Here is a 19,043-nt window from a genome sequence, read left to right as displayed (position 1 = left end):
GAGTAAAAGACTTTTTTAAAACATTCTCTAACCAATTGTCAATATATTGTTGATGTAAATGTTGATGTAAAAGCTTATTGCCAATCTTAGGTGTTTGTTTCAGAGGTGATCTGGGTTAACTTCATGAATTGATAACTGCCAGAGTTGGATTTGATAACAGAGATGGCTATCAAAAATAGTGCGTGCTGCTAACCCTTCGACAATCGGCTTTTCCAGCCAGCGTTTGAACGCTAAACGACCAAGTGCGTGTAACGGTGGGACTGCGATCGCTACAACATCAGCAATATATTTGATCGTAGTCAGTCCAAAAGTACGAAAGTTCTCAACACACAAGTCAATCGTTGGTGCAATTTGGCTGGAGATGTCCTCAATTTTAATTAACTTAAATCCAGCCTGGATCAACGCTGTCTGAAGCTCGCTAGCGACATGACAATTAGAAAAAATGCCCTTTTGATATCCAGCATCAGAACGCATCATATCCGCAATCAATAGGTAGCCACCACTACTTAATAAACGAGCTGTACCCTGAGCCAAATCGTCAACAGCAATATATTGGCTACTTTCACTGAACAGAACTAGGTCGTAGGAGCGTGAGGTGTGAAAATCTTCAAATCTTGTTAAGTAGAAAGGTGCTTGAGAGTTGGTATTCTTGATAAACTTCTCTTGTTGGAGTGCATCGGGTGCTAATCCCTCAACACCCAAACCGCGATCGCACAAATATGCTGCGTTACCACCAATACCACAGCCTACGTCAAGCACAGTTTTTGTACTCTCTGGAATGAAACTAAAAAGCTTGGCTGCATATGCAACTTGCGCCGCACGCATACGAGTTATGGTCAATTCCTCACCCGCCGTAGGTAGTGGCTCCCAATAGCCGTAATGGAGATAGGAGGAATCTGTGAGTCCCATGTAATAATCTATCGCTGCATTTTGGTAACGAGTTGGTTTGGGAATGTTGATTGATTTTGACTTAAGCATTGATGAATAAAGTAAGTTTTAAGGTATTAGACTTGGTTGAAATTCTTCCCAACGTTTGCAAACTTGTTCGTCGCAATCGCGTGGAGTAATTTTTAGTTGGTGTAAGAAATTAACCTCAACCTGGGGATCAACCTTCTCTACGAGACGCTGCGCCAACAGCACCAGAATAATATCTCTGGGTGTCATTGACTCGCTAGCTAATTGCGCCAACCACGATGATGGGAAATGTTTTGAGCTTGGACATTGCCAGAGCATTCCGTTACCCAAAAAAACCGATAATGTTATAGTAGTATAGGAAATTCGCTAAAATTTTCCTTACTTCACGGCATTTGAGTATACAATAGATACTTCATAACTGTGAATAAATAGCTGGAGAGGTGTCCGAGCGGTTCATGGTGACGCACTCGAAATGCGTTTTGGGGAAACTCAACGGGGGTTCGAATCCCCCCCTCTCCGTTGAAAAAGATTGCTGAAGAACCAGACAAACCAATGGTGTTTGGTTTGATAACTGGCATGTTTGATTATTTGCAAGTAAGGGCACACAGTTGCGCCCCTAACTATGTATATGTAACGGATATTGTGTGAAACGGGATTATATTTCCGTATTTACTTAGTAAGATATTTACCACAAAACACTAAAATCTACACTGCTAGCACAGATTTTTGGGATAAACTAATGCGATTCGTGTGAGGAGTGAACGATGGCGAATCGCAGCATGAGAGTGCTCTCATATAGTTTTATCAGCGTCTGTTTATATCTGGGTATTAGTATAGGAGTCGTTATCCGGCTTGGGCAATCACAGCGATTAAACGCTGCTACTACACCTACTGAGCCTGTGCAATTTCCATTAGCTATCCCCGAACTTAGTCCATCAAAAACAGAACGACAAACCTTTCCAGACACTATTACTATTAAAGCCGTTGGAGATATTATTCCCGGCACGAATTTCCCTAACTATAGATTACCTCGGTTTCGAGATCAATTATTACCAAAGTCAGTGAGAACTCACTTGCAAGGAGCTGATATTTTATTTGGTAACTTTGAAAGTAGCTTAACTAATTATCCCTACACTGCCAAAGATATTAGTCGAGGACAAGTCTTTGCCTTTCGCTCCCCACCTGCATATGCCCAGCTATTTGCTGAGGCTGGTTTTAATGTGTTTAATATGGCGAATAACCATGCAATGGACTTCGGCCCGGTAGGGTTCAAAGATACAATGAAAAATCTTCAAGCTGTGGGCATTGCAACTTTAGGTCATAAAAATCAAATTCTCTATTTGAAAGCTAACAATATCCCTGTGGCAATGGTCGGGTTTTCTCCTTATCAAATGTATAATTCCATCCATAATTTAGGAGCAGCACAAGCACTCGTAGCAAAAGCTAAAAATAATGCCAACATTGTAGTAGTATCGATGCACGCTGGAGCCGAAGGAACGGGGGCACTACAGGTTAAGAATCAGACAGAGTTTTTTTATGGAGAAAACCGAGGTAATTCGATCAAGTTTGCTCGAAACATGATTGATGCAGGAGCAGACTTAGTATTAGGACATGGCCCTCATGTTCCGAGAGCGATGGAAATTTATAAAGGAAAAATCATTGCCTATTCTTTAGGAAACTTTTTGGGATATCGGACTTTATCTACAAATGCCGAGACGGGTGACTCAATGATTTTAGAAATTAAACTTAACTCTGTGGGAGATTTGTTATCAAGTAAAATTATCCCCGTACGGATGGATCGCCAGGGAATCCCTCATATTGATCAGCATTTTCAGACTGTAAAACTTATGCGTTATTTGAATAATCAAGCTTTTCCCAAAAATTCGGTGAAAATTAATCAGAAGGGGGAAATTGTTGTACAGAATAGCAAATAACGCTGCGCGATCGCCGATCGCTTTTCCTGTTCAAAGACGCTACGCCCAGCCTTACTTCACGTAGGAGTAGAAGTCGGGAAACCCATTGTTAGCATCTGCTCACCAAAATTCCAAATCTGTCTTGAAAAGCTTTGATGCCTACGGCGGGCTGCGCCAACGGAGGAAACCTCCGCTCAAACTTTTCGCAAAATCTAAAATTGACTAATTCAGAACTTACGCAAAAATAACGTAATTTCGTCATTACGAGCGATAGCGTTCGCGGAGCGTCTCGTAGAGAAGTAATCCCCCCTGACGCTCTTATTGCTTCCCTACACTCCGTTTCGGTCGCAATGACAATATCGGCGTTGCGTAAGTCCTATAATTATTGTCATCTTAGAGCTTTTCCTGGGATTGTTGATCATTTTGGGGTTGACTATTAGTCGGTGAATTTTGCTTTTCCAGTGTTGGTACTACTAGACCAGAAGGAGTTGACTGTTTGGATTCCGTTGGTGACGCTGCTGGTATCACCCCAGAATTTGACGGATTCACATGTTGGGGGGAGGTAGAATCTTGACTAGAAGCGGGTAAGTTATTTTGTGGCAATGGTGCGGGCGAGGCTTTACGAGATGACCGGATCGCCCGTAGTTTCTCCACTAGCGAGGGTGTGGGGGAAACGTTAGGTGAAGGTGTGGATTGTTCAAAATCGCCGCGTTGCGATTTTCGTCTAGGGCTGCTGCTGGAAGATTCTTCTTGGGAAGAACGACGATTGCGCCTGCGCTGCTTAGAATTAGAGACAGGTGGTGATTCGGTTCTTGAGGTGGTGTTAGTCTCTTCACTTGGAGGTGAAGATCTACTATCGAAACTAGGTACTTTCGCGTCTGGTTGTTGAGTTGGCTGTTCAAAAAGCGGCTTTAAGGTTGGCTGCTGCTGAGATTTGGGTAACATGCTGGTGATCCCAAAACCTGCTGTAGCAGCAACCAGGGCTACACCTATACCAATAAATACCTTAGATGACCCCAGCTTTTTAGCCAGTACATTTTCCTTAGCGATGCCTGTCTTGAAAAGTTCAGATCGGCGGAAGCCGCCGCTGCGACTTTTCGCTGCGACGGGTTGCGCCAACGCAGATGGTCTATGAATGCGATTTTGGGCAGTTTTCCCAATAAAAGTTGCTGCTTGCTGGGCAGATAAATTGACAGTTGGCACTGCGTAAGTGCCTAAGGCTTGCGGTGTCACATTCACCCCATTTTCAGGTAGCAATTGTAACCACTCCGCAACTGTCGCTGGCCGAAAACGAGACTCCACCGCCATACCGCGCATTATCGCCTGATTGACAGCAGCACTTAAGTGTGGTTGCAGTTCGCGGGGGGCAGGCATTTGCTCGCGATCGCGCAATAATGCTGGTATGGGAACTTGGGCAGTCAAAAGTGCATACAAGGTTGCAGCTAAACCATAAACATCTGTGGCAGGTGTGCGCGGCGCTTGCGTCAGATACTGCTCAATTGGAGAATAACCTTCAGAAACCAGACCCGTGTGAGTCTGCCTGACACCGCCATTAAATTCCCTGGCAATGCCAAAATCAATCAATACTACTTCCTGCGTTCCAAGGCGTTGGATAATATTATCTGGTTTGACATCCCGGTGTAGCAAACCATTATTATGCACTACCTGCAAGGCTGCCCCAATTTGCCGGATGTAATGAATTGCTGTAGCTTCTGGCATTGGTATCCCTGGTAATACAAATGCGTCTCCCAAGGTTTCGCCAGGAATGTATTCCATCACCATGTAGGGCAGTCCAGCTTCGACAAAAAAGTCACTGACTCGAACTATATTTGGGTGGATACACGTAGCTAATCGTCTGGCTTCATCTTGAAATTGGCGCTCGAATTTCGCAAAATCAGGATGTTGTTGCAGCCGTTCATTGATGGTTTTCATCACTACCTCCTGACCCAAGTAGTGATGGGTAGCTTTAAACGTAATGCCAAAGCCACCCCGCCCTATTTCTTGAATGAGGGTATATTTTCCATTCTGCAAAATTGTGCCTGCTAACATAAAGAGTCCTGAGTCCTGATTGAGCAGATTAAGTAGCGAGTCTTGAGGAATTTCTAAAAAATTTTCCCATATTTCCCATATTTTTATATAGGGTAAGGTTTTCGCCTGTCTATCCTACGGGATGATTTAGTTGTTGGAATTCCCGAAGCGGGAAAAACCTCCCCATGATCACAACAGTTTTATCTTTTTCATAGGATAACGCGGGAGTCAAGAAATCCTGAAGTAATAAACAGGGTAAAGCTGTCTCCCATATCCGTGATGTTAGGGAGGAAGTACGACTCAACACGCTACTTGCTACAATGTCCAAAGAGCAACTCATATCATGTCCGGTTAATCAACCTGAGTAAAAAATGTTCGTAGTCAGGATTTCAGTCCTCTGAAAGTTTGCGTAGCGTCTCGTAGAAAGGACTAAAGTCCTCACTACCAATCAAAGTTTTTATTATGTATGGGTATTTTATTAGACATTATATCAGTGACTCTGCTCTAAAACACCAATTCAGTAATCTTGAAATCAGAAAATAGATATGCTTACTGTGAGCGGGTTTGACGCATCAGGTTCAATAGGCGTTAGCATAGCTCGTCGTAAACATCGCTATCTTAGTCTCCAATAAAATAGGTGTTTTCAGACATTCAGAGGCAAAAAAATCACGCATTGGGATGAAAGGTATAAAAGGATGAAAAACTCCACCCACTCTTGGGTTGGAGTATTTGGGCATGGGGAATGGAGAATCGTCCAAACACGGAACAGTTCCCAATGCCCAATGCTTAATGCCCCAAGTTGGCGAGCGGCTATCCCTCTCCACCTACTGTTGGGTTGGAGTTTCCCGCCGACTTGCAATGAAATCAATTTCAGGAGAAAAAATTAGGTCTTAATGGTTAAAGATACTAAACTTTTGGCTCTCCCTGATTTGAATTGCAGACCACCCCTTCTCTGGCTGGAAAAATTTTTTACTCATATAACATAAATGATCTCTTTTTAAGAGTTTTGAGTAATGCCCCGGATCTTTGACAACATTGATTTACAACTGCTACCGATTTTGCGAGAGACTCTCAAAGTCTCTTATCGGGCAGATTTTTGCGTTGGCTACTTCAACCTCAGAGGTTGGCGAAAAATTGATGATTTGATTGAACAGTATGTTGGTAGTGAAAATGCTTGTTGCCGTTTGCTAATAGGGATGCAAAGTTTGCCCAGTGATGAAGTTCATGCGGCATTTAGCCTTGTTAGTGGTGATGGACGGATTGATAACAGTGCGATAGTCCGGTTTAAAAAACGCATGGCGTCGGAATTTCGCCAGCAATTGGCGATTGGTGCGCCGACTAATCAGGATGAAGCGGGGTTGCGGCGGTTAAGTCATCAGCTAAAAACTCAAAAACTAATTATTAAACTGTTTCTCCGTCACCCGCTCCACGCCAAGTTATATCTTGTGCATCGTAATGACCCCAACACTCCCACAGTCGGATTCTTGGGTAGTAGTAATTTAACCCTTCCCGGACTGGCGAAACAAGGAGAATTAAATGTTGATATTTTAGATCACGATGCTTGCAATAAGCTGCAAAAGTGGTTTAGCGATCGCTGGCAAGATTACGGTTGTGTAGATATTTCCCAAGAACTGGCAGAAATTATTGATCAAAGTTGGGCCAGGCAAGAGTTAATCCCACCTTACTACATCTATTTAAAGATAGCTTACCACTTATCCCATGAAGCGATCGCTGGACTTTCAGAATTCCGCATCCCCCGCGAATTTAATAACTTATTTGACTTCCAAAAAGCCGCCGTGCTGCTAGCTGCACGTCATGTAACTAGGCGTGGTGGCGTGTTAGTGGGCGATGTGGTTGGTTTGGGCAAAACCCTAGTTGGAACCGCCCTCGCCAAGATATTACAAGAAGATTGTTTTTTAGAAACACTGATTATTTGCCCAAAAAACTTGGTGCAAATGTGGCAAGAATATATAAATAACTATCGGTTACTTGCCGAAGTTATGCCAATTAGTCAAGTACAAAATAAGTTACCAAAACTCCGCCGCTACCGAGTTGTGTTAATTGATGAAAGTCATAATTTACGGAACCGCGAAGGCAAACGTTATCGAGCAATTACAGAATATATTGCTGCTAATGAAAGTAAATGTATTTTATTATCAGCTACTCCTTACAATAAAAGTTATCTTGACCTTTCCGCCCAACTGCGGCTATTTGTGCCAGAAGACGAAGATTTGGGATTAAGACCAGAAGCTTTAATTAATGAACTTGGTGGCAGCTCTGTAGGAGAATTAGAGTTTATTAGAAAGCATCAATGTTCAGTACGCTCTTTAGCTGCCTTTGAGAAAAGCGAACATCCTGATGACTGGCGAGAATTGATGAAGCGCTACATGGTGCGACGGACTCGCTCTTTTATTAAAGATAATTATGCCCACACAGATGAAACAGGGCGGAAATATTTAGAATTTTCTGATGGCAGACATTCTTATTTTCCCCAGCGTATACCTTGTAGTCTCAAGTTTTCTCTAGAAGGTTCTAACACTGACTTTTTTTCTCGTCTTTATTCTGAGTCAGTAGTTGAAGTAATTAATCAACTGAATTTATCTCGTTATGGGCTAGGAAATTACGTTATTGCTAAACACAAACAACCGCTTACAGACACTGAACAACGCTTTATTAATAGTTTATTTCGTGGCGGCAGGAGATTAATGGGTTTTTCTCGCACTAATTTGTTTAAACGTTTAGAAAGTAGTGGTCTTGTTTTCATTCAGTCAATTGAACGTCACATTTTACGGAATTTCATTTATTTATATGCCTTAGAACAGGGGCTTGATATTCCGATTGGAACTCAGGATGCTGAGTTATTAGATACAAGTAACAATGATGAAGATGCCGATTCTGTGGCAGCAGCTTTGTTTGATAGAGAAATTGAAGAAGATGATTCTACTGTTTCGCTGCAAGTAGAGACAGAACTAGAAGTAACTCCTTTTTTTAACGAGGATGATAAGGCATATAAAACAGAAAAACTTTTTAGTCAAAGAGCAAAGTCAATTTACCAAGAATATACAACTCGATATCAACGAAGATTTAAATGGCTGCGTTCTACAGTTTTTGATATTAAAAAACTGAAACGAGATTTGCTAGAGGATGCCAAAGCACTAATTAATGTCCTGCAACAGTGTGGCGAATGGAATCCTCAAAAAGATGAAAAACTTGCTGCCTTAATCAAACTACTAACAATAACTCACCCCAAGGATAAAGTACTAATTTTCACTCAGTTTGCCGATACAGTCCGCTACCTTACAGACAATTTACAGTCGAGTAATATTACTAATGTAGCAGGGGTGACAGGTCAATCTAAAGACCCTACAGTAATCACAGGAAGATTTAGCCCTGTGAGTAATGAAAAACGGGAGCAAATTTCATCATCAGATGAGTTGCGTATTTTAATAGCCACTGATGTTTTGAGTGAAGGTCATAATTTGCAAGACTGTGCAATTATCGTCAATTGGGATTTACCTTGGGCGATTATTCGCTTAATTCAACGCGCCGGACGGGTAGACCGCATTGGACAAAATGCTGACCAAATTCTCTGTTATTCTTTTTTGCCAGTCGAGGGAGTAGAACGCATTATTAATTTGCGGGGACGACTTCGTAAACGACTGCAAGAAAATGCTGAAGTGGTAGGAACTGATGAAGCATTTTTTGAAGATGATGATGCACGAGTAATTCTCGACCTCTACAACGAAAAATCTGGAGTTTTAGATGGTGAAGAAGATACAGAAGTTGATTTGACTTCAGAAGCGTTTCAAATTTGGAAAAAAGCCACTGATGGTAATCCGGGCTTGAAAAAAAAGATTGAGGAAATGCAAAATGTGGTTTATTCTACCCGCGCCCATACTTCTCAGCCTGTGCAACCAGAGGGAGTACTGCTTTATATGAAAACCACTGAGGGGAATGATTCTTTGATTTATGTTGACCGCGATGGAAATAGCGTTACTCAATCACAATTAGCGGTTCTTCGAGTGGCGGCGTGTGAAGAATCTACCCCAGCGATACCCAAAGACAAACAGCATCACGAGTTAGTTAAAAAGGGTGCTGAATTGATTGCTGAAGAAGAGAAAAATGCAGGCGGTCAATTGGGACGACCATCAGGTGCGAGATTCCGTACTTATGAACGACTGAAGAGTTATGTTCAACAGATGAATGGAACACTATTTGTCACTGAAGAACTTTTAAAAGCAATTGATGAGATTTACCGTTATCCTTTGCGACAATCAGCCATTGATACTCTAAACCGCCAACTGAGAAGCGGCATTAATAATCAGCAGTTGGCTGAGTTAGTAGTGGCGCTACGGATGGATGACCGTTTGTGTATTGTGACAGAAGAACTGGAGAAGCGAGAACCTGAGATTATTTGTTCTTTGGGTTTATTCGAGGAGTAGCGGTATATGTAAGGTGTGTTATGGCGTAGCGTAACGCACCTTAAAATAATTAACATTAAATTAGCAAAACCCAACAAAGCCTTGATAATGTTGGGTTTCGTTCCTCAACCCAACCTACGCCTTGCGTAAAATACTGAAATGAGAAAGCAAATTGGGATTTGAATAAGTAAAAGCTTGTTTTGCTTACGGAAAACACTAAAATGAGAAAGCAAAAGCTTGTTTTGCTCGCGGAAAACACTAAAATGAGAAACTAAAAGCTTGTTTGAAAAAGCAAAAGCTTGTTTTGCTTGCGGAAAACACCAAAATGAAAAAGTAAAAGCTTGTTTGAAAAAGCAAAAGCTTGTTTTGCTTGTGGAAAACACTAAAATGAGAAACTAAAAGCTTGTTTTGAGAAAGCAAAAGCTTGTTTTGAAAAAGCATTTCAGTATTTTGAGAAAGCAATCAGGCATTTTTATAAAGAAATTAGGCATTTTGATAAAGAAATCAGCAAATATACCTGACAATTAAAAATCACAGGTGCACAGAACTAAGTCGGCGCTTAGATAACTCAGGTAATATCCCTGAACCTACTTTGATATAAAGGATTTATAAAGTATAAAAAGCATGGTTAAAATTTAACTCGTATAAAGAGGCTTTTTTCAAGTCTGCCAGCGCAGACTTAATTTTTAGAGCCACAGATTTATTTTCTAAGTGGCAAATTTACTATGCTCTTTTTTTATTCTTCAAGCATGGTAAATTATGCCACTTAATTTTCAACGAACACGCGATTTACTCTCTAATTTCCAATTCAGTGATTTATTTATAGAAGAATTAGGTTGGTCTAAACCTACAAGACAAAAACCTGTAACCTTAAAGATTGATAATAAGACATATCAATATCAGAGAATTGCTGAACTTTCAGGTGTTGCAATATTTGAAATCACCGCAACAGATGGGAAAATACCAGAGGCTAAAGTTAGAGTTAGTATTCATCAAGAAATTACTAAACTAATAAATGAAAATCTCCTAATTTTTATTACCGAAGAACGCACACGTAGTCTTTGGTATTGGGTTAAACGAGAAGGAAGTAAAAGCTACGTTCGTGACCATTTATATGTGAAAGGTCAACCAGGAGACTTATTTTTAAGTAAGATTGGTTCTTTAGTTCTTGATATTACTGAATTAGAACATGGGGAACCGACTGTAGTCGAAATTGCTTATAAGCTACAACGTGGGTTTGATGTTGAGCCAGTAACGAAAAAGTTTTACAAGGAATTTCAAGAGCAACACCAGAAGTTTTTGCTGTTTGTTAAAGGAATTGATAATGAGACAGATAGACGTTGGTATACATCAGTAATTCTCAATCGCCTGATGTTTGTTTATTTTCTCCAGCGTAAGGGTTTTATTGATAACGAAGATTTAAACTATCTGCAAAATAAGCTTGAACAAAGCCAGCAAAAAGGTGAAAATTATTTTTATACTGAATTTCTCAAAGCTTTGTTTTTTGAAAGTTTTGCTAAACCTGAGTTTGAACGCGATTTATCTGTACAGGAATTGGTAGGAAAGGTTAAATACCTTAATGGTGGGCTATTTCTCAAGCATCATATTGAAGAGAAATATGATATTTCTATAGTTGATGAGGCGTTTGAGCAAGTTTTAGATTTATTTGGGCGTTATTCTTGGAATCTGGATGATACGCCGGAAGGAAAAGACGATGAAATTAACCCTGATGTTTTGGGTTATATATTTGAAAAATACATTAATCAAAAAGCTTTTGGGGCGTATTATACTAGACCGCAGATTACAGAATATCTTTGTGACAGAACTATCCACAAGTTAATTGTAGACCGCGTAAATGATGCGCTATCTGATAAGGATAAGCGATTTGAGGATATTAATGAACTTTTCATCAAGCTGGATGCAAATGTTTGTGCTCTACTAATAGAAAAGATTCTTCCTAATTTATCAATCCTTGACCCAGCTTGCGGTTCTGGTGCTTTTCTCGTTGCAGCAATGAAGACGTTGATTTTTATATATGCTGCTATTATTGGGACAATTGAATTACAAGGAGATCAAAAATTAAAGAACTGGCTAAAAAGTGAAAAAACTGAGCATCTTTCAATAGAATATTTTATTAGAAAGCGCATTATTAGGGATAATCTCTATGGTATAGACATCATGGAGGAAGCAACAGAAATTGCTAAACTGCGTCTTTTCTTAGCGTTGGTTTCTTCTGCGAAGAATGTCGATGAATTAGAACCGTTGCCGAATATTGATTTTAATATTATGGCAGGTAATTCGCTGATTGGGTTAGTTAAAGTTGATGAAACAGCCTTTGATACGGTCGGAAATTCGCTACAAGGTAATCTTTTACAGTCTTTAGCAGCCGATAATTATAAAAAAATATTAGAAGAGAAAAATAAATCAATTAAAATTTACAAAGAATATGCCTTTTTACCTCAAAATTTACCTCATACAGATACACCTAAAAATACTTGCTTTAGACATCTACGCAGAAGTATTGAACAACTAAACAGTCAATCCCAAGAAAAATTAAATCTTTTGCTGTTGGATGAGTTTAGTAAGCGTTTGGGTATTAAGTATGAAGAAGTTCAGTTAACTGGAAAATCACAGAAGCGTGTTTTGAAGGTTGAGGATATTGCAGCTTTGAAACCGTTTCACTGGGGTTATCACTTTGACAAGGTTTTAGAACGCGGCGGCTTTGATGCAATTATCACTAATCCCCCGTGGGAAATATTTAAGCCACAAGCTAAAGAGTTCTTCGCACAGCACAATGAACTGGTGACAAAGAACAAGATGGATATTAAAGATTTTGAAAAAGAGCAGAATAAACTATTACAAAATCCAGTAATTGCAAGTACTTGGTTAGAATATCAAAGTCAATATCCTTATGTCAGCGCTTATTATCGTTCATCTGAACAGTATAAAAATCAGATTTATGTAGTAAATGGTAAAAAAGCAGGTACAGATATTAATCTCTATAAGCTATTTACAGAACAATGTTTTAATCTTCTGCGTTCATGCGGTGAGTGCGGAATTGTAATTCCTAGTGGTATCTACACTGATTTGGGGACTAAGCAATTGCGAGAGATGTTGTTTAGTCAAACTAAAGTTACTGGGCTTTTTTGCTTTGAGAACCGCAAAACTATTTTTGAAGAAGTTGATAGTCGTTTTAAGTTTGTTGTGCTTACTTTTGCAAAAGGTAGTACAACAACAGAATTTCCATCAGCTTTTATGCGTCATGATGTGCAGGAACTTCAAAGGTTTCCTAGTGATGATAGCTTACAGATTAATATTGATATGGTGCGTCAACTTTCACCAGATTCTTTATCTGTGATGGAGTTTAAAAATAAGGTAGATATCCGCATAGCTGAGAAAATGCTTAAGTTCCCCTTGCTGGGTGAAAAGATTGAGAGTAAATGGAATTTGCGTTTAACTGCCGAATTTCACATGACTAGTGACAGCAATTTATTCAAGCAACAGCCAGCTAAAGGAAGATTACCATTATATGAAGGTAAAATGATTCATCAGTTCACTCACCTCTATGCTGAACCTAGATATTGGGTAGATGAACAAGAAGGGAGAAAAGCTTTATTAGGACGGAATGAAAATGATAACGGTCAAAAGGTAGATTATCAAAATTATCGTCTAGGTTTTAGAGATGTGGCGCGGAATACAGATAACCGCACAATGATTGCAGGAATTGTCCCGCCTAATATTTTTGCAGGTAACACATTAATTGTGTCACAGCAATTCACAAAGCAAGATGAATTACTGTTTGTTGTTTCTGTGCTAAATAGCTTTGCTTGCGATTTTATAATTCGCCAGAAAGTAACGGCGCATTGTAATATGTTCTATGTCTACCAACTACCCGTCCCACGTTTAACAAAAAACGATCGCTACTTCAACGATATTGTACAACGCGCCGCCAAACTCATCTGCACCACACCAGAATTTGACGAACTCGCGCAAGAAGTCGGTCTAATTTCCCATCAACAAGGCGTTACCGACGAAACAGAACGCGCCAAACTCCGCGCAGAACTCGATGGAATGGTAGCACACCTTTACGGCTTAACTGAAGATGAATTTAGCTACATTCTCACCACATTTCCGATTGTGAATGCAACCGTAAAAGAAGCAGCATTAGAAGCTTACCGTACCTTTGCTCTAATATTTGGATACTCACAAGTAGCATTTTGAATACTAATGGCGCAACCATGAAGGTTTTTAATTATATTGGTTTACAAAGGGCCTGATTATTGGTCACCATCAGATATAGAAATGATGCAAATAGGGGCAAAAATAGTAACAGATTGTAACATTCTGGATTAAGCCGCTGTGTATTCAAATCGCATACACTTAAGTAGCATAAATCCTCGCCAGCACTGATTTTTCTAAGAAGGAGAAAAAACTGTGAAATTTGGTTATACGCTCATCTGGGTAGACGATGTAGTTAAGACGGTTGAGTTTTACGAAAAAGCATTTGGTCTGGTTCGTCGCACTCTCCTGGATAAGGGGCAATCTATCTGGGCTGAAATCGAAACCGGAAACACTACACTAGCTTTCTCCTCCAGTAGCGAGGCACATAAATTATTTCCTAACGGCTTCCATCCCAACGACGCTACACAACCACCGACATTAATCCAAATATCATTTATCACACCTGATGTCGGCAGCGCTTACATGAGAGCGATCGGGGCAGGCGCAAAAACACTAGATGCCCCTAAAACCCAGCCTGGGGGACACACTATTGCTCGTGTCCGCGATCTCAATGGTGTACTGGTGTCCTTGGTGAGTGCCTAATAGCGATCGCTATCTTGAAATTGGTAATTCCCATATCGCAAGTTTTTCATTGATTAGGGGATCAAACAAGCAAAGCTATAATTACCGTAGCCTCTAGCCACGTTCCATACTTCTATAACCGATCAGATTTTCACTTGGGTGGATGAGCTATTGCACCAAACAGCAATCGATTTTCTGATGGTGGAATATCAGCTTACCTGCTTTGTATACTATTTAGACAGCTAGGGAGTACCGGAACTTACTTTGCGTCGTCGCCGTCAAACACGCAACAAGACGCCAAACCACGACGACGAACGAGAAAAAGACGGTAGTACAGATGAATTAGAACCAAGTAGGAGCATCATCATCATCATCCTCTCCATCACTTATTTCTTCCGGATCGTGCCTCCCTGTATCGTCTAAACCTCTAAAAGAAGCCTCTACGGTAGCAGGTGCTAAGATCCACGAGTCGCTAGCATTTTCCACGGTAGTTATATAACCATCGTATTTTGTATCGAGAGCTAGGCTTTGATTACTGTAGGAGATATTGGTGATGCGAACGCGATCGCCATAGCGAATTGGACTTGCATCGCCATCCGCTTTAGTAATCTGCCAGCTTTGTTTATCCTCATCATAGCCATCTTGCCAATAGTAACAATCATGGCTATCCGCAAAAGCCCCCAAAATGTTATTGTCGCCTATTGCTGATTCTGTCGTTCTGATTTTGATGCGGCTGTTGGCTTGAAGCTCGCCATTATCGCCCACAAGTTCAAGTTTTGCTAATTTTTTTTTCTCTTGGCTCAACTTCGGCCAGTTGTAGCGTCCTTGTTCAACCGCAATTAAGTATTTATTGCTCTCATGTTTGAGAAAAAACTTATCATTAAACTTAACGACAGCTTGATTAACGACATCTTGATTAGACATGAGGATGTTCTCCTGATTAATTACACAGTTGTGTTATTAAAACTTATCCAGAAATAGCAAAAGGTTTCTTGACCACCTCAACAATCAACCGTTACACATCCATCACCCAACGCATAAAGTCTTCTCTTTGATCCCCACCATCCATCTAAATCGTATGTAAGCGATTGGTGCGACTGTCCAGATAATGAACTTGATTGAGGAGTTTTTTGGCTCCAGTGCGTTCTGGAAGCAAAGCGCATGTAACCTATTGGTGACTGGCGTTAGTGATTGTGATTATTTGTAAGTACTACTTCTTACGAGACATTTTCCCACTTTTCGTCCAAAGTAAAATACATAAAGATCATATTCCGATCACAAAAATATTGATTTATATACAACGGCTTATGTGAGTTGTAGGCTCAAACAACGCAGTCTCGTTCACAAGGCTAGAGTTTACGATTAAAGCTAAGGCTAAAACCTTTGATGTTGCTTGATAATTTTTAACTCACATAAGGCGTAAATTATGAATTTTGTTTTGCATCATTCATAATTCATTTATTTTCTGTACTCCCCAGTATCAAATTTTATGGATTCAAATCCAGCATTGTGTGCAGCGATCGCAAATCACATTACCACCAGTCCCCAGCAACGAATTACTTTTGCCCAATTCATGGAGCTGGTATTATACCACCCTGAACACGGCTACTATTCTAGCGATGCAGTCAAAATTGGCTTTCAAAATAGTGATTTTTTCACCTCTCCCAACCTCTGTACTGATTTTGGCGAGTTACTAGCAGAACAATTTTTGCAAATGTGGGAGATTTTAGGAAAACCTGTACCGTTTTCTCTGGTAGAAATGGGAGCAGGTCAAGGACTGCTAGCATTGCATATCCTCAAATATCATCAGCTACGCTACCCAGATTTTTTTACTGCGCTGGAATACATCATTGTTGAAAAGTCCCCAACTTTAAGACAAGAACAGCAGCAAAGTTTGCAAGATTTGCCCGTGCGTTGGTGCAATTTAGAGGAAATATCATCTGAGGCGATCGCAGGCTGCTTTTTTTCTAACGAGTTAGTAGATGCGTTTCCAGTGCATCAATTCATCTTAGAAACCGGAGAACTACGAGAAATTTATGTAACAACAGACAAGAATGAAAAAGAAACCAATGCCCCATACCCATCATTTGTAGAAGTCACAGGAGAACTTTCAACGCCCCAACTGGCTGAATATTTGGATTTAGTGGAAATCAACTTTACCCAAAGTGCATACCCGGATGATTACCGCAGTGAAATTAATTTAGCTGCTCTAGACTGGTTGAGTATAGTAGCAGACCGCTTGCAGCGCGGCTATGTGTTAACAATTGATTATGGCTACCCCGCCAGTCGTTACTATAATCCCAGGCGATCGCAAGGAACGCTACAGTGTTATTATCATCACCGTTTCCATGACAACCCCTATATTAATATTGGGCGACAAGATATCACTGCCCATGTTGACTTTACGGCTTTGGAACGCTGGGGTGAGCGGTGTAGTTTAGAGAAAGTCGGTTTTATCCAGCAAGGATTATTTTTGATGGCGTTGGGGTTAGGCGATCGGTTAAGCCGCGTCTTTGACGAACGCATTACTGCCCTTTGTGATCAACAGCAACCCCTCTCACAGTTACTACAGCGGCGGGACGCACTACACCAGCTTATAGATCCCACAGGACTAGGCGGCTTTGGAGTCTTAGTTCAGAGCAAAGGTCTAGACAAGACAGAAATTTCTCAACCACTAAAAGGATTGACCCTGCCTGAGGAAATGTAAAGAAAGAAAAGTTAAAACTCTATTTAAGAATGCACTATCAGTCTGATTTGGACTAGCATAACAGTGATTACTGTAAAGTTAAACACACTACCAAAGTAATAATTATGTCCACTCATGACCTACTAATGCTAGCAACACTACTTACCCCTGGTATTTTACTTTCGGTGATAATTATGGTGACTTTTGCGGCTGGTGGCTAATCATCAAATACGATATTCAGTAGTCAGTGAATAGTTATCAGTGTTCAGAGATAACTGTTCACTGATCACTGATATTAAAATCAAACAATAGAAATGCGATGTCTGTCTTGAAAAGTTCAGATCGGCGGAAGCCGCCGCTCCGACTTTTCGCTACAACAGGCTGTGACGCTCCTGCGTCGCTCTAAGCGAAGCCATGCCGAAGGCTTTACGCTACGCTATCGGTGACGCTATACCAAAGGAACGTAGAAAAATGAAGGTGGCATTTCTGGGAACTGGACTGATGGGACTACCAATGGCTCAAAGGTTATTAGCCGCAGATATACAGCTAGTTGCCTACAATCGCACCCCAGAAAAATTAGCGCCATTACAAGCAGCTGGGGCTGAAATTGCTACACATCCCCGCCACGCCATTCGTGCTGCTGAGTGTGTAATCCTCATGCTTACTAATGCCCCAGCCATTTATAATGTGTTGCTTTCAGATACTGCTTGGCAAACTCTAAAAGGGCGCACGATTATCCAAATGGGAACAATTACTCCCACAGAAAGCCAGGAAATTAGAGATGCAGTTGTTGCGGGTGGTGGTGAATATTTAGAAGCACCTGTATTAGGGAGTATCCCAGAAGTGAAAGCTGGCAAGTTGAGTGTTATGGTAGGGGGTGAACCAGAACAATATCAACGCCACTTGAAGCTACTCCAAAATTTTGGGACAGAACCTTTACTTATAGGGCCAGTAGGAACTGCGGCGGCGCTCAAATTGGCATTAAATCAACTAATAGCTTCCCTAACAACTAGCTTTGCTCTCAGTCTAGCTTTTGTCCAGCGTCAGGGTATCGATGTGGATGTGTTTATGCAAATATTGCGCGACAGTCCACTCTACGCACCGACCTTTGACAAAAACCTACAACGGATGTTGGATAGCAATTATGCTAATCCCAATTTCCCCACAAAACACTTGCTCAAAGATACAGAATTGTTTATCTCGGAAGCGAAATCTCAGAGTTTGGATCTTAGCAGTATTAAAGGTGTGCGGCAAATCTTGCAAACAGCCGTGAAAGTGTCATTTGCTGATGATGATTACTCATCACTATTTTCTGTAATTAAGGAATGGGGAGAAGCGATCGGAGAATAAAGCAGTTTAAGCTCATCCCACGTCTGAAGGCAGTGGGATTTCGCGGGCATGGGGTATTGGGCATTGGGGAGCCAAATGCGTTGGGCACTTCGCCGACTTATACCCCTGCTTTTAAGCAAGCTACGCGTAGCACTATCACAAGGAACTGTCCTCAACTACCGTCAAGTGGTGTTTGAGGAGCGAAGTCCAACAAATACCTTGGTATTTATTGGGCTTCGCTGAGACTCAAGACAATCGCTACAATTTTTCTTAACCCAAGTGTATTGCCTTATACGCTCCTCGAAAATGAGGAATCAAAACTTTTTAAAATATACTCAATAGTATAAGTGTTTCTGGCTTCAAATTGGTCTAATGCCAGGCAAGGTTTCACTAAGTGTGAACTTAACAATTGGGAAGTTCCGAACATACTTTGGGAATCAGGACTTTCGCCTTGGTACTTGCACGCAAAAAACTATAACTCTAAAGGCAGAAAATGAAACTCTTTACAATTGGTGACAGTATTTCTCAAGGCTTTATGTCTATGGCAGCAGCCCGGACAGACCTTTGTTTTTCAACTTTGATTGCTAAGTCAATGGGGCTAAAAATTGGTGCTGAATATCTGTATCCTGAATGGTTAATGGGCGGACTACCAGCCAATATTGAGAAGATTTTACGACGTTTGGAGAAAAAATATGGCTCGGATATCAACGCCCTAGATTGGCTAACTATATTGCCAACTCTTGAGGGGGTACTTGATGAAGCTGAAGATTACTATGAACGACAAGGAGGTAGTGCTGAACAGCCTTATCCAAGAAAGATTGACTTCTTTCACAATGTGGCAATTCAGGGCTTTGATCTTGCTGATTCTTGGATGATCACACCCAATGTTTGCAAGTATCAAATTAAACTTAGTAACGACAAAGGAGAGGGCAAGCCTGGTTTCTTGGC

Annotated in this window: 11 protein-coding genes, 1 tRNA gene and 1 pseudogene; 9 read left to right on the top strand and 4 right to left on the bottom strand. The window is 40.8% G+C overall.

Annotation, left to right across the window (positions count from 1 at the left end; genetic code table 11):
• Positions 1-99 precede the first annotated feature (99 nt).
• A complete protein-coding gene (locus V7L29_RS31260; RefSeq protein WP_334693145.1) occupies positions 100-978 on the bottom strand; it encodes a class I SAM-dependent methyltransferase in 879 nt (292 codons plus the stop codon).
• Between the two features lie 18 nt (positions 979-996).
• Positions 997-1,233, bottom strand: coding sequence for a hypothetical protein (locus tag V7L29_RS31255; protein WP_334737930.1), 237 nt, complete (start codon positions 1,231-1,233; stop codon positions 997-999).
• A gap of 116 nt (positions 1,234-1,349) precedes the next feature.
• Here V7L29_RS31255 and V7L29_RS31250 point away from each other — a divergent pair.
• Positions 1,350-1,434: transfer RNA gene (locus V7L29_RS31250), tRNA-Ser, on the top strand.
• A gap of 245 nt (positions 1,435-1,679) precedes the next feature.
• A complete protein-coding gene (locus tag V7L29_RS31245; RefSeq protein ID WP_334737929.1) occupies positions 1,680-2,849 on the top strand; it encodes a CapA family protein in 1,170 nt (389 codons plus the stop codon).
• A gap of 372 nt (positions 2,850-3,221) precedes the next feature.
• On the opposite strand, the gene V7L29_RS31240 is transcribed toward V7L29_RS31245, so the two are convergent.
• Positions 3,222-4,877 (bottom strand): serine/threonine-protein kinase, encoded by a 1,656-nt coding sequence (locus V7L29_RS31240; RefSeq protein WP_334737928.1) that lies wholly within the window; start codon positions 4,875-4,877, stop codon positions 3,222-3,224.
• Positions 4,878-5,869: 992 nt separating this feature from the next.
• Between V7L29_RS31240 and V7L29_RS31235 the strand changes: the two genes are divergently transcribed.
• The 3 genes from V7L29_RS31235 to V7L29_RS31225 all read left to right on the top strand — a co-directional run bounded on the left by V7L29_RS31235 (position 5,870) and on the right by V7L29_RS31225 (position 14,101).
• On the top strand, positions 5,870-9,298 hold the full coding sequence (locus V7L29_RS31235) for a helicase-related protein (RefSeq protein WP_334737927.1): 3,429 nt from the start codon (positions 5,870-5,872) through the stop codon (positions 9,296-9,298).
• A gap of 738 nt (positions 9,299-10,036) precedes the next feature.
• A complete protein-coding gene (locus V7L29_RS31230) occupies positions 10,037-13,498 on the top strand; it encodes an Eco57I restriction-modification methylase domain-containing protein (RefSeq protein ID WP_334737926.1) in 3,462 nt (1,153 codons plus the stop codon).
• Positions 13,499-13,711: 213 nt separating this feature from the next.
• Entirely contained in the window at positions 13,712-14,101 is a 390-nt protein-coding gene (locus V7L29_RS31225) for a VOC family protein (RefSeq protein WP_334691769.1), read from the top strand.
• Positions 14,102-14,422: 321 nt separating this feature from the next.
• Here the strand turns inward: V7L29_RS31225 and V7L29_RS31220 are convergent, their stop codons facing one another.
• Positions 14,423-15,004 (bottom strand): hypothetical protein, encoded by a 582-nt coding sequence (locus V7L29_RS31220; protein ID WP_334737925.1) that lies wholly within the window; start codon positions 15,002-15,004, stop codon positions 14,423-14,425.
• Positions 15,005-15,569: 565 nt separating this feature from the next.
• Here V7L29_RS31220 and V7L29_RS31215 point away from each other — a divergent pair.
• The 4 genes and pseudogenes from V7L29_RS31215 to V7L29_RS31200 form a co-directional block, all read left to right on the top strand.
• A complete protein-coding gene (locus V7L29_RS31215) occupies positions 15,570-16,787 on the top strand; it encodes a class I SAM-dependent methyltransferase (protein ID WP_334737924.1) in 1,218 nt (405 codons plus the stop codon).
• 450 nt (positions 16,788-17,237) lie between these two features.
• Positions 17,238-18,116 (top strand): NAD(P)-dependent oxidoreductase, encoded by an 879-nt coding sequence (locus tag V7L29_RS31210; protein ID WP_334737938.1) that lies wholly within the window; start codon positions 17,238-17,240, stop codon positions 18,114-18,116.
• A gap of 48 nt (positions 18,117-18,164) precedes the next feature.
• The gene (locus V7L29_RS31205) at positions 18,165-18,338 is read left to right on the top strand and encodes a hypothetical protein (RefSeq protein ID WP_334737923.1); all 174 of its coding nucleotides are present in this window, start codon (positions 18,165-18,167) and stop codon (positions 18,336-18,338) included.
• Between the two features lie 250 nt (positions 18,339-18,588).
• Positions 18,589-19,043: pseudogene (locus V7L29_RS31200) on the top strand (hypothetical protein); the annotation flags it as partial.

Origin of the sequence: Nostoc sp. (assembly GCF_036916575.1) — a bacterium.
Taxonomy (GTDB): Bacteria; Cyanobacteriota; Cyanobacteriia; order Cyanobacteriales; family Nostocaceae; genus Nostoc.
This window is presented reverse-complemented; position numbering and strand designations above follow the sequence as displayed.

What these genes read in the sequence shown, in the direction of transcription:
- V7L29_RS31260 (WP_334693145.1), bottom strand. Translation starts at nt 978, where the DNA reads ATGCTTAAGTCAAAATCAATCAACATTCCCAAACCAACTCGTTACCAA.
- V7L29_RS31255 (WP_334737930.1), bottom strand. Translation starts at nt 1,233, where the DNA reads ATGCTCTGGCAATGTCCAAGCTCAAAACATTTCCCATCATCGTGGTTG.
- V7L29_RS31245 (WP_334737929.1), top strand. Translation starts at nt 1,680, where the DNA reads ATGGCGAATCGCAGCATGAGAGTGCTCTCATATAGTTTTATCAGCGTC.
- V7L29_RS31240 (WP_334737928.1), bottom strand. Translation starts at nt 4,877, where the DNA reads ATGTTAGCAGGCACAATTTTGCAGAATGGAAAATATACCCTCATTCAA.
- V7L29_RS31235 (WP_334737927.1), top strand. Translation starts at nt 5,870, where the DNA reads ATGCCCCGGATCTTTGACAACATTGATTTACAACTGCTACCGATTTTG.
- V7L29_RS31230 (WP_334737926.1), top strand. Translation starts at nt 10,037, where the DNA reads ATGCCACTTAATTTTCAACGAACACGCGATTTACTCTCTAATTTCCAA.
- V7L29_RS31220 (WP_334737925.1), bottom strand. Translation starts at nt 15,004, where the DNA reads ATGTCTAATCAAGATGTCGTTAATCAAGCTGTCGTTAAGTTTAATGAT.
- V7L29_RS31215 (WP_334737924.1), top strand. Translation starts at nt 15,570, where the DNA reads ATGGATTCAAATCCAGCATTGTGTGCAGCGATCGCAAATCACATTACC.
- V7L29_RS31210 (WP_334737938.1), top strand. Translation starts at nt 17,238, where the DNA reads ATGAAGGTGGCATTTCTGGGAACTGGACTGATGGGACTACCAATGGCT.
- V7L29_RS31205 (WP_334737923.1), top strand. Translation starts at nt 18,165, where the DNA reads ATGGGGTATTGGGCATTGGGGAGCCAAATGCGTTGGGCACTTCGCCGA.